General features: G+C 60.2%; 10 protein-coding genes and 2 pseudogenes. 6 read left to right on the forward strand and 6 right to left on the reverse strand.

Annotated features, from left to right (window positions below; translation table 11 throughout):
• Window positions 1–4 precede the first annotated feature (4 nt).
• The 5 genes and pseudogenes from menE to dcuC all read right to left on the reverse strand — a co-directional run bounded on the left by menE (window position 5) and on the right by dcuC (window position 4,565).
• Window positions 5–1,141, reverse strand: coding sequence for an o-succinylbenzoate--CoA ligase (menE, locus tag ABRP93_RS06895; RefSeq protein ID WP_349887412.1), 1,137 nt, complete (start codon window positions 1,139–1,141; stop codon window positions 5–7).
• Between the two features lie 66 nt (window positions 1,142–1,207).
• Entirely contained in the window at window positions 1,208–1,348 is a 141-nt protein-coding gene (locus tag ABRP93_RS06900; protein WP_349887414.1) for a hypothetical protein, read from the reverse strand.
• A gap of 15 nt (window positions 1,349–1,363) precedes the next feature.
• Window positions 1,364–2,332 (reverse strand): 1,4-dihydroxy-2-naphthoyl-CoA synthase, encoded by a 969-nt coding sequence (locus ABRP93_RS06905; RefSeq protein WP_034653771.1) that lies wholly within the window; start codon window positions 2,330–2,332, stop codon window positions 1,364–1,366.
• Between the two features lie 301 nt (window positions 2,333–2,633).
• Window positions 2,634–3,095 carry a DIP1984 family protein gene (locus ABRP93_RS06910; protein ID WP_284628522.1) on the reverse strand — a complete coding sequence of 154 codons (462 nt, stop codon included), beginning with the start codon at window positions 3,093–3,095 and terminating at the stop codon, window positions 2,634–2,636.
• Window positions 3,096–3,165: 70 nt separating this feature from the next.
• Window positions 3,166–4,565 (reverse strand): annotated as a pseudogene (gene dcuC / locus ABRP93_RS06915) (C4-dicarboxylate transporter DcuC).
• A gap of 77 nt (window positions 4,566–4,642) precedes the next feature.
• On the opposite strand from dcuC, the gene ABRP93_RS06920 reads away from it, so the two are divergent.
• Entirely contained in the window at window positions 4,643–5,653 is a 1,011-nt protein-coding gene (locus ABRP93_RS06920; protein ID WP_349887416.1) for an o-succinylbenzoate synthase, read from the forward strand.
• Between the two features lie 61 nt (window positions 5,654–5,714).
• On the opposite strand, the gene ABRP93_RS06925 is transcribed toward ABRP93_RS06920, so the two are convergent.
• Window positions 5,715–6,260 (reverse strand): OsmC family protein, encoded by a 546-nt coding sequence (locus ABRP93_RS06925; RefSeq protein ID WP_349887418.1) that lies wholly within the window; start codon window positions 6,258–6,260, stop codon window positions 5,715–5,717.
• Window positions 6,261–6,487: 227 nt separating this feature from the next.
• Between ABRP93_RS06925 and ABRP93_RS06930 the strand changes: the two genes are divergently transcribed.
• The 5 genes and pseudogenes from ABRP93_RS06930 to ABRP93_RS06950 all read left to right on the forward strand — a co-directional run bounded on the left by ABRP93_RS06930 (window position 6,488) and on the right by ABRP93_RS06950 (window position 10,975).
• A complete protein-coding gene (locus ABRP93_RS06930; protein WP_349887420.1) occupies window positions 6,488–7,657 on the forward strand; it encodes an ABC transporter substrate-binding protein in 1,170 nt (389 codons plus the stop codon).
• A 14-nt stretch (window positions 7,658–7,671) separates the two neighbouring features.
• Window positions 7,672–8,550: an ABC transporter permease gene (locus ABRP93_RS06935; RefSeq protein WP_349887421.1), complete on the forward strand. Its 879-nt coding sequence runs from the start codon at window positions 7,672–7,674 to the stop codon at window positions 8,548–8,550.
• Window positions 8,543–9,307 (forward strand): ABC transporter ATP-binding protein, encoded by a 765-nt coding sequence (locus ABRP93_RS06940; protein WP_349887423.1) that lies wholly within the window; start codon window positions 8,543–8,545, stop codon window positions 9,305–9,307. The genes ABRP93_RS06935 and ABRP93_RS06940 overlap by 8 nt, the downstream gene beginning before the upstream one ends.
• Window positions 9,308–9,437: 130 nt before the next feature.
• Window positions 9,438–10,148, forward strand: a pseudogene (locus ABRP93_RS06945) (IS6 family transposase).
• 116 nt (window positions 10,149–10,264) lie between these two features.
• Window positions 10,265–10,975: a hypothetical protein gene (locus tag ABRP93_RS06950; RefSeq protein ID WP_349887425.1), complete on the forward strand. Its 711-nt coding sequence runs from the start codon at window positions 10,265–10,267 to the stop codon at window positions 10,973–10,975.
• The last annotated feature ends 37 nt before the right edge of the window (window positions 10,976–11,012 follow it).

Genomic DNA, 11,012 nt, shown 5'->3' on the forward strand with positions numbered 1-11,012 from the left:
GAGGTTAGGCGCTAAAGAGGGCGGCAACGGCCTGGCGATCGATCTTGCCGGGGCCGGTGGTGGGAAAGTCCGCGAGGCGCTTTAAGTCCTTAGGCAGCTGCCAGCGGGGGAGGTCGGCGTCTTCGAAGGCTTCGAAGATATCGCCAAGCTCGGCCTTACCGGTATAGGCGGCCACGATGGCCTGGCCCAGCCGCGGGTGCGGGATGCCAACGACGCACGCCTCGGCAACGCCCGGCACGCGGAGGATCTCGCGTTCCAAGACTTCTGGGTGCAGCTTCAGCCCGCCGGAGTCGATGACATTATCGAGACGGCCGGTGACGGTGAGGATGCCATTTTCGATGACGCCGGCATCGGAAGTGGCGAACCACCCGTTTCCGGGAAATGCCTCGTGGCTCGGGGCATTGCGGTAGCCCCGCGCGATGGTGGGCCCGCCCAGTAAAATGCGGCCGTCCTGGACGCGGGCCGTCGTACCGGGCAGGGGGCGGCCATCGTAGACGCAGCCGCCGGCGGTCTCGGAGGAACCGTAGGTGGTGGTGATGTGAATGCCGCGCTCCGTGGCCGCGGCGTGCAGGCGCGGGTGGATGGCGGCACCGCCCACCAAGATGGCATCGAAACTTTGGAGCGCATCGATGCCCTCCGGCACATCCATGGCTTTGGCCAGCTGCAGCGGGGTGAGCGCGGTGTAGGTGCGATCACCGGTGCGGGAGAGCTCCGCGGCGGCGCGGGCGAAGGCTGAGATATCAAAGCCCGCGCTGAGATCGAGGCAGAGCGGATTCACCCCGGCCACCAGGGAACGGATGAGGACCTGGATGCCGGCGATGTGGTGGGCGGGCATCGCCAAGAGCCATTGCCCAGGGCCGCCGAGGACCTGGTGGGTGGCATCGGCGCTGGCCACCAGGTTGGCCGGCGTTAATTGCGCGCCCTTTGGGGTGCCGGTGGACCCTGAAGTGGAAACCACGAGTGCGATGTCCTCGGCGATGGGCTCACCGGCGCGTTGGGAATTGCACAGGAGGGTGGCGCGGGTGGCATCGGCAAGCGGCAGCGGCAAAAAGCAGGACCTACCGGCAATGGCGGATTCGAGGTCCGGCAGGATGGCCGCGGGATCGTGTGGATCGACGGGCAAGGGGGCGAGGATAGTCACGGCATTAGATCTTAAGGCCACGGCAGGACAAACCCGGGTTGCGGCCGGGGTGAGTCGATGCGGGAATCAGCGGTACCTGTCCTCCTGATCAAAGGGCCGCTCGTTATTGGCCTCGGCCTCTTTAATGCGGCGCAGCATCCACACGCGCGAGCCGAGTACGCCCGCGACGGCGAGGACCGCGAGCAGGATACAAAATGCGATGAGCACGGTGCGGGGCACTCCTTAGTAGTAGTACGGGAACTCGTCCCAGTTGGGCTCGCGCTTGTCCAGGAAGGATTGCTTTCCCTCAACGGCCTCGTCGGTCATATAGGCCAGGCGGGTGGCCTCGCCGGCGAAGACCTGCTGGCCCATCAGGCCATCATCGGTAAGGTTGAACGCGAATTTCAGCATGCGCTGGGCGGTGGGGGATTTCATGTTGATTTCCTGGCCCATGCGGATGGCGGCGTCCTCCAGTTCGCCGTGGTCTGCGACCTCATTGACCGCGCCCATCTCATACATGCGCTGGGCATCGTAGGTGCGGCCCAAAAAGAAGATCTCGCGGGCGAATTTCTGGCCCACCATCTTGGCCAGATAGGCCGAGCCATAGCCTGCATCGAAGGATCCGACGTCCGCATCCGTCTGCTTAAAGCGCGCCTCCTGGCGGGAGGCCACGGTCATATCGCAGACCACGTGCAGCGAGTGCCCGCCGCCGGCGGCCCACCCATTGACCACGGCGATAACCACCTTGGGCATGGTGCGGATAAGCCGCTGGACCTCCAGGATGTGCAGGCGGCCGCCTTCGACCTTGGCGCGGGCCTCATCGACGCTGGATTCATCCGCCGTCGCATCATCGTGGGCGTGCTCGGTGGCGTAACGGTATCCGGAACGGCCGCGAATGCGCTGGTCGCCGCCGGAACAAAACGCCCAGCCGCCATCCTTTTGCGAGGGCCCATTGCCGGTGAGCAAGATCGTGCCCACGTCCGGGGTGCGGCGGGCGTGATCCAAGGTGCGATACAGCTCATCCACGGTGTGCGGCCGGAAGGCATTGCGCACCTCCGGCCTGTCGATGGCGATGCGCACGATGCCATTCTTCCGACCATCCGCCGCCAGCCGGTGATAGGTGACGTCCGTGAGATCCCCAAAGCCCTCAACCGGGCGCCACAATTCCTCGCGGAACGGATTTTCGGTGCTGTATTTCTTCTGCTCGCTCATAGCGCCCAGCATAGTGGGCGCGAAAAAGTTTAGTCCCCATTCCCAACCCTCACCTCTACGCACTGCCCAGCATGCTGGTAATAATCGATACTCAATAACTGCGAGGGGTTATCCCGCAATGTACCCGTGTGCCCTATGCTGGCGCGGTCATCTATACGGTGGGAAGACTCGAACTTCCTCAACCCTTTAACGCCAAAGGGTGCCTAGATGTCCTCGAATTTCCCCTCGAAGGCGGGGCATACTCGCTGCATGTGCGTAAAGGCTACCGCCACGCGCGCGGCGTGGCATGACTAAAGCTTCGCTATGGAGTTATCAGTTCCGTATTCCAGTTCAACTGCTGGATCCGGGTATCAAGCTCCCGGTACTGCTTGGACAGGTCATCGACCCGTTTGCGCAGCTCTGCTACCGGAAGCGTGGCCACGAACTTAATCTCCGCGCGGGAGTAGCGGTCCTGGCGCGCGCCCGCGGCCTGGGCGAGGTCGTGGTAGATGCGGCGGGTGCGCACGAGGCCATCGCGAAGCGCAAGTGCCTGCATCAGGTTCTTCTCGCCGTCAAAATCGGTGGCCACGTTCGTGGCATTGATGGCCTGCACGAGCTTATCGATGCGCCCGGTAATGCCCTCCAACTCGCGCAAAAGCTCGGCCGGATCCTCATCCGGGGTATCGCCCTCCTGCACGCGCACGACGGAGAGCAGGCGCTCGCGCAGCTCATTGAGCCGTTCCTGTGCCTGCGCACGCTCTGCTAATGCCTCTGCCAGTAACATGGTTCCTCCTTCAGGGTAGGTAGGAACCAACCTAGCCGGGGTGGGGGCTGGGGTCAATGGTTTTCTTGAGTTACCCGATAAACATGAAGGCAAAGAGCGTGTTGAGCACGGTCGCAACGATCATCGGCACGGCAGTGCGCTTGACCAGCCGGATGGGATTGACGTTAATGGCCCCGGACACGATGAGTACCGCAGCGTTGACCGGCGAAACCTGGCGCATGAGGTTTGAGGTTCCCCAGATGGCAGTGAGCATCTGCGGTGCGTGGATCGAGGTCTGCGCAGCCAAATCGGGCACCGCCTCCGCGAAGGCAAAGTAGGGTGCGGTGCCGGAACCGGTGAGCGCGGCCATGGCAGCCGTGGCGGCGACGAAGATCAGCACGAGCGTGATTGCGGCACCCGAAGAATCCTGCGCCACGTTGATAAGCATGTCAATGACGCCCATCTGCGTGATGCCTTCTACCAATACAGCAGCGGCCACCAGAAGAGCGACGACGCCAGCCGCGCCCTCACCCATTCCTTTGAAGAAGGTAGCGGTGGAATCGATGGCGCCGGTAACCGTGCGCTTGCGGATGGATTCGATGAGCATCGCAATAAATAGTGACGTCACGGTAACTGGCAGGATTCCCGCCTCGAAGGAAAGAACGCCAAGCTGGTTCAGGATGGCTGATATCACGATGAGCAAGAGCGGCAGTAATGGCAGAACTGCGTAATAGCCGGGGAGGGAAGAAGCACGCGCAATGGATTCTTCGGTATCTGCCAAGGACGCATTCTCACCATCTGCAAACCCTGCGGTATCTGCTTCTTTTTTATCGCAGCGGCGTTGCCACCACATGTGTACAAAGGCGGTTATCACCAAGGTTGGTATGGCCGCATACGCTACTGAGCCGAAGACGAATTCCGTCACCGGCATATCTGTAAGCGCAGCACCTTGAATAAGTCCCGCTTCTAGGGGAGTTGGCATGATCGTAGACGATGTGACGACGATTGCGGCAACGGTCAGGGGAGTAAGCCCCGCGGCGATAAGCGCTGGAAGCAGCGTTGCGACCAACAGCAATGAGAGTGCAGAGGCGGAGGGAACCACCAGCGATAGGAGGCTACCGATGAGGAAGCCGACTGGGACCAACCAATAGGAACCTTCAAAGCGCTTGAGAGGGGAGGAGAGAATCACCACCGCCTTGGCATCGGCGCCGATGTGGTGCATATATGACACGAAACCAAATAGCACCATGATGGCCATGCCGATGCCGGAAAAGCGCTCTTTGAAAAGGGCGTCTACTACCAAGAGCTGGTCATAGAAGGAATTGCCGGTAGCGTCGATATCGACGGTTCTAAACTCGGCGCGGCCGGTAAGCGCGGCGAGCATGAGTAGGACGACACCTACTGAGAAAATTGCCGCCGCAGCGTGGACTTTTTGTAGATAAGGTAGACCACGGCCGCAAGCGCTGCCAGGGCTATCAAGAGGTACAGCATCGCAGAACCTTCATTCCGGTTATAACCACTTACGTATTTAATGTAGCACTCATAAATAAGATAAGTACTATGAACCTATGAACATAGATGACGTTCTCGACCGCGCCCACGTAGTCTCCCTCCCGCTGGCCGTGAAGTTTCGCGGCATCACCACGCGGGAGGCGCTGCTCATTGATGGGCCTGCCGGTTGGGGTGAATTTGCGCCGTTCCTGGAATACGGGCCCGCGGAATCGGCCGCGTGGCTGCACGCCGGGCTGGAGGCCGCTTACGAGGGCTTTCCTAAGCCCGTTCGCGAGTGGGTAGAGGTCAATGCCACCATTCCCGCCGTTCCCGCCAGCGAGGTCCCGGCGATTGTGGATCGCTATCCCGGCTGCCGGACGTTCAAGATCAAGGTGGCGGAGAAGGGCCAGACGCTTGCCGATGACATCGCGCGCGTCCACGCCGTCCGCGAACACGTGAGTGCCCGGGGCGTTATCCCGGTGCTGCGCGTGGATGCCAATGGCGGCTGGAGCGTAGCCGAGGCGGTAGAGGCAGCCCAGGCGCTCATGCCGCTGGATTATATGGAACAACCCTGCGCGAGCGCGGAAGAACTGGTGGAGGTGCGCAGGCAGCTCATGCGCAACGGGCTTTTTGTGCGCGTGGCCGCGGATGAATCCATTCGCAAGGTGGAGGATCCGTACCGCGTGGCGGATCTGCAGGCGGCAGATGTAGCGGTGGTGAAACCCGCGCCGCTGGGCGGGGTGCGCCGCGTCCTCGAGGTGGCACAGCACCTGCGCGAGCGGCACATGGATATTACGGTGGCCTCGGCGCTGGATACTTCTATTGGCATCAATATGGGCTTGGCGGCAGTGGCGGCGTTGCCGCAAATCTATGACGACGAGGACATCGACGTCACTCCGGCCGCAGCAGGCCTGGCCACGGGCAGCCTTTTCGAAGAAGATGTCACCGCGCCGCGCCGGATACGCGACGGCCACCTGCGCGCCGAGATCCTCGCCCCAGAACCGGACCGCCTATCTGACCTAGCCGCGCCGGCCGACCGCCGCGAATGGTGGTTCGAGCGCCTGCGGGAATCGTGGAAGCACCTGTAGTTGCTCCTAAAGCATATGAAAAGCGCCTGGCACTTGCCAGGCGCTTTTGTCTATCTAAACCTTAGACCAACTCGTGGGTGAGGTTGGCCGGGCGGGTGTAGGTATTAACAACCGGGGACCACTTGATGGCGTCGTCCACGATCTTCTGCAGGGTCTCCTGGTCGGCGTCGCCGTCGATGTCGACCTTAACGTTGACGTCGGAAACGCCCGGGCGCTTGTCCTCGCCCAAGTCACCAACGCCCCAGGTTGGGGAGAGGTCGATGTCGCCAACGATGTCGAGCTCCAGCTTGGTCAGGGTAACGCCGCGGTGCTGAGCGATGGCCTGGATGCCAACGTTGATGCAGGCGCCAAGACCGGCCTGGGCGACCTCGGTGGGGTTGGGTGCGGAGTCATCGCCAAGCAGTGGCAAAGGCTCGCCCACCTTGATGGTGTGGTCGCGCACGGTGGTGTTATTGCGGAAGAAACCGTCAGCCTCGGTGTGGGTGCGGACGTGCTTCTTGGCACCCTCCGGGTTGTCGATGTTCTTCTGTGCTAGGTCGTTGAGCTTCTCGCCGTCGATGGGCTCGAGAGCGTCGCCTTCTTTGTGGTTCGGGGTGAGATCAGACATTAAATTGCTCCTTGTATCAGATGTTTATTAACTGATGGCGCCATGGTAACGCGAAGGCGAATATAAATCTAGAACGAGGGGTCTATTTTGTAGAGAATGCCAGGTCTAGAGTGAATATAAATGTGTGCACCGCATTTGCTGACCTGTGAATTTAGAAATTGACACCATAGTGTACCTAGCCTAGGTTCATTCTGAATAAACCACTTGGTCTAGTTAAGAAAGAACGCATGGTTCACAATCGGAAGCTGTCGCGACGGCAGATACTGCGCAGTGCAGTGGCAATGGGTGGGGTAGCAGTAGGCTCGCAGATGCTATCTGCATGCTCCTCGCCGCGGCAGGAAAGCAACGCCCAGTCCGGAAAATCTGGGCAGGGCGGGGAAACCCTCACCATCGGATTCGTGCCCATCGCGTGCGCGTCACCGTTGGTTGCAGCCGATGGCTTGGGTGCCTTCGCAAAGCAGGGCCTCAACGTTGAGCTGCGCAAATTCGCGGGGTGGGCGGATCTCTGGACCGCCTATGCCACCGGCGCCTTAGACGTGGCGCACATGCTCTCGCCCATGCCGCTGGCCATCGATGCCGGGGCTACCAATGCCTCCCGGCCCACCGAATTGGCCTTTACGCAAAACACCAACGGGCAGGCACTGACCTTGTCCACCTCCCACCTGGATACCGTGTCGCGGCCCGCGGACCTCGAGGGCATGGTGCTAGGCATTCCTTTTGAATACTCCGTGCATGCCCTCTTGCTGCGCGATTACCTCGTGGCCGGCGGGGTGGATCCGGTCTCTGATGTGGAGCTGCGCCTGTTGCGCCCGGCCGATATGGTGGCGCAACTTTCGGTAGGTACTATCGACGGCTTCATTGGCCCAGAGCCCTTCAACCAGCGCGCCCTAACTACCGGCTCAGGCCGCGCCTTTGTTCCCACCCGCCAGATGTGGGATAACCACCCGTGCTGCTCGGTGGCCGTGGCAAAGGAAGTGGACCGGGACGTGCGCGACCGCGTAGTCGCGGCGCTGCACGAAGGCGCGCAGTACGTCGATAGCCCGCACCACGTCCACGAATCGGCCTCCATGCTGGCCAAGGAGAAGTACCTGAATCAGAAGGAAGAGCTGATCTCGCGGGCGCTGGCCGGAAACTACACCACCTGGGACGGCAAGGACATGGTGGATCCACAGATGATTAAGTTCGGCGGCAGCACCTCTGCCACCGCAATTACGTGGATGGCCGCCCAAATGGCCCGCTGGGATCTGGGCGGAACGGCAATGCCGATGGATGATCAAGCGCTCATAGACGTCACAAAATCCGTCTTGCCGCGCGAGGCCGATCTCACTACGGACCCAGTGGAAATCAACGGCCATACCTTCGATCCCCTGCACCCCACCGCCGGATACCAGCGTTAAGGACCCCCACGCTTATGACCACACTGAAAAATCACAGCACTAGCACCAGCACAGCGCACTCCACTGGCACTCACACCGCAGCGCTCCATTCGGGCCGCACCGCCAGCCGGAAGAAGCGGCGGGAGAGCCCGTGGAAGGCAATAGGCCTGGGTATTGCGCTTTTCATTGCCTTCATCGCCATCTGGCAGGCGGTCGCGGCTGCGGGCTGGCTTTCCGATATCGCCCCCACTCCCGCGCGTACCTGGGATAGGGCCGTAGAGATCCTTTCTGATCCCTCCTACCGGGATGGGCCGGCCTCGGTGGGCATCTTTTGGCACATGGTGGCCTCCCTGCGCCGCGTGCTCATTGGCTTTGTCATCGCCATGGCGATTGCTATTCCGCTGGGCTTTTGGTTGGGTTCTTCTGCCACCTTCCGCCGCGCGACGGATCCCTTTGTCCAAATCCTGCGCCCCGTGTCCCCGCTGGCATGGCTGCCACTAGGCCTGGCGCTGCTTCGCGATGCCGAAAATACCGCCGTCTTCGTCATTATCCTCTCTGCCTTGTGGCCGACGCTGCTCAATACCATCGAGGCGGTCCGCGGGATTCACCCCACGTATAAGAACCTGGCGGCCACGCTCGGCACAAACCGGATGCAACAGCTCCTCTACATCGTCGGGCCGGCTGCGCTGCCGGGGATTATCACCGGCATGCGGCAATCGCTATCGACCGCCTGGTTGGTCATCGTGGCCGCGGAAATGCTCGTCGGCGGCCAAGGCGTCGGTTTCTTTGTCTGGAATATGTGGAACCGCCTCGATATTGACGCCATCGTCGTGGTCATCGTGCTTATTGGTGTCATCGGATTGGCCCTGGATTACCTCGTTGCTTCCCTGCAGAAAGTGGTGCGCTATGACTAATGCCCATATCGAATTTGCTGGTATTACCAAAAGCTACGGCCCAACCAAGATCATTGGGGATACCTCAGTATCTATTGGGGAGGGCGAGTTCGTGTCCCTGCTGGGGCCATCGGGCTCCGGCAAGTCCACCATGCTGAATATGATCGCGGGCCTGGCATTTCCCTCTACCGGCGAGGTGCGCGCGCGAGGCGAGGCCGTGACCGGCCCAGGCCCAGACCGCGGCGTGGTATTTCAGAACCACGCGCTCCTGCCGTGGATGACGGCGCGCGGGAATATCGAGTTCGGGCTGCGCTCGGCCCGCCCGGAGCTATCCAAGGCTGAGCGCACCCAGATTGCGCAGGACTTCCTCGACGAGGTCAGCCTGGGCCATGCGGCCGACCGGCGCCCGTCGCGGTTATCCGGAGGCATGCAGCAGCGCGTCGGTTTGGCGCGCGCCTTTGCCATTGGCTCGGATATCTTATTGCTCGATGAGCCGTTCGGCGCACTGGATGCGCTTACCCGCCGCCAGCTGCAGTCGCTGCTGCTCAACGTGTGGGAAGAAAACCGCCGCACGGTGGTCATGGTCACCCACGACGTGGATGAGGCGGTATTGCTCTCGGACCACATTTTGGTGATGTCACCGGGTCCAGAGGCCACCATCATCGAGGACATTGAAGTGGGCTTGCCCCGCCCGCGCAGCGGCAGCGAAGATTCCGCGGTGGTGGAGCGGAAAAATGAGCTGCGCGAACGGCTCCTTGGGCTGCTCGAAAACGGCTAGAGCGAGAGGATGTTCCTATATAGGTTGTCAACTTCGTGGGTGGGTTTGTTGGGGGTGTGTTGACTTTAGGTTGCTGGGTGCTGTTGCAAAGTTGGGGCAGTAAGAAGAGCGACGTGAAATAATCACAGCCATGAGTATCTTCTCCGGTCGTCATTTCCCCGTGACATCATTCTGTGGGCAGTGCGGTGGTACTGCCGCTACGGGGTGAGCTACCGCGCTGTGGAGGAAATGATGACTTCAGCGGGGCGTGCCGGTCGATCACACCACGATCTACCGCTGGGTCCAGAAATACGCGCCTGAGCTGGACAAGCAAACACGGTGGTACCGGCAGGTACCTGACTGGCAGGCCAGTTCCTGGCGGGTGGATGAGACCTATATCCGCGTCGGCGGCAGGTGGTGCTATCTCTATCGGACGATCACCGCCGGTGGTCAGACCCTGGACTTTTACCTCTCTCCGAAGCAGAACGTGGCCGCAGCGAAGCGTTTCCTAGCCAAGGCCCTCAGATCCAATGCGTCAGCCGGGTATCCCAGAGTGATCAACACCGATAAAGCACCCTCACTAGCCAGGGCAATCGCCGAGTTGAAGTCAGAGGGAATCTGCCCGCCAACAGTGGAACACCAGCAGGTGAAATACCTCAACAACATCCTGGAAGGCGACCATGGTCGGCTGAAGCGGATCCTCAGGCCAAAAGGCGCGTTTAAGAACCGGACATCTGCATATCGGACGTTGAAAGAGATGGAGGCGATGCACTCATTCCGGAAAGGGCAAGGCGCGATGTTTGCCTACGGGCAACCGAACCCGGACGCGGTGATCGTCAACCGGGTCTTCGAGATGGCCTAACAACGCCCACACGCAGCGGCCATCAGGGAATGAGAAACTGAGTCTTCGCTGCTCTCCGCCCAACTTTGCAACAGCACCTATTAAGTTAACTTTACGGATTTTGAGGGTAAGGTTTTATGATCCAGTCCAATAAACCAGGTGTAGGGGCGGTTATCGTAGCCCTAGCTGTCCTATGGCAAGGAATCGGCACTGCGATAGTCGGAGCCCAAGTAGACCCAGAGCTATCTACTTTTACTACGTTTTCAGCGTTTCTTATCGCGGCGATTATCTCCACAGTGGTCTATTTAGCGTTTTATCGTAGAAAATACCGAGCTACGGAAACACCGCATCCCCCCATGAAAATGACAACTGCAGCAAGCCTCAATCTGTTTACTGCGGGCGCTTTCTGCTTATTCTATGTTTCCACTACTTTGATGCAGCCCACTGCAGCAAGTGTCATCGAAACAGGAGTCGGCCCTTTTATTGTCGCAGTAATAATGACTTGGTCGGCCAGAAGACTCAGCAGTTCATTGGTGTCAACAACTGCAGTAGTGGTTCTGGCTCTATGTTTTTTCCTCCTAGGAACGGGAAGCAGTTCACCCCAGTCTTATCTGGGTTTCGCTCTAGCTGTAGGCGCAGGAATTTCTGCGGTAGGAGTGCTTTACTCCTCGCGCTGGGCTACTGAACAAGGGAACAGCGTTCTCACGATTGCAGCAGTGAGGTTTCACTTAGCTTGGATTATTAGCGGTCTCGTGGCTTTCTTTTCCGTGGAAGCGGAGATGCTTCGAGGCTCTACCCTGTCAATCGTGAGCGTGTCAAGTTGTTTGTGTGTGGGGCTAGGTTTATAGGTATTTGTCGAAGCGGGCGGGAAAGGCTACGGCCATT

Origin of the sequence: Corynebacterium sp. KPL2850, assembly GCF_040225855.1 — a bacterium.
In the GTDB taxonomy this organism is placed as follows: domain Bacteria; phylum Actinomycetota; class Actinomycetes; order Mycobacteriales; family Mycobacteriaceae; genus Corynebacterium.

Coding starts and splice junctions, on each gene's coding strand:
- ABRP93_RS06910 (WP_284628522.1), bottom strand. CDS start 3,095: ATGTTACTGGCAGAGGCATTAGCAGAGCGTGCGCAGGCACAGGAACGG.
- ABRP93_RS06920 (WP_349887416.1), top strand. CDS start 4,643: ATGAACATAGATGACGTTCTCGACCGCGCCCACGTAGTCTCCCTCCCG.
- ABRP93_RS06935 (WP_349887421.1), top strand. CDS start 7,672: ATGACCACACTGAAAAATCACAGCACTAGCACCAGCACAGCGCACTCC.
- ABRP93_RS06930 (WP_349887420.1), top strand. CDS start 6,488: ATGGTTCACAATCGGAAGCTGTCGCGACGGCAGATACTGCGCAGTGCA.
- ABRP93_RS06950 (WP_349887425.1), top strand. CDS start 10,265: ATGATCCAGTCCAATAAACCAGGTGTAGGGGCGGTTATCGTAGCCCTA.
- ABRP93_RS06925 (WP_349887418.1), bottom strand. CDS start 6,260: ATGTCTGATCTCACCCCGAACCACAAAGAAGGCGACGCTCTCGAGCCC.
- ABRP93_RS06940 (WP_349887423.1), top strand. CDS start 8,543: ATGACTAATGCCCATATCGAATTTGCTGGTATTACCAAAAGCTACGGC.
- ABRP93_RS06905 (WP_034653771.1), bottom strand. CDS start 2,332: ATGAGCGAGCAGAAGAAATACAGCACCGAAAATCCGTTCCGCGAGGAA.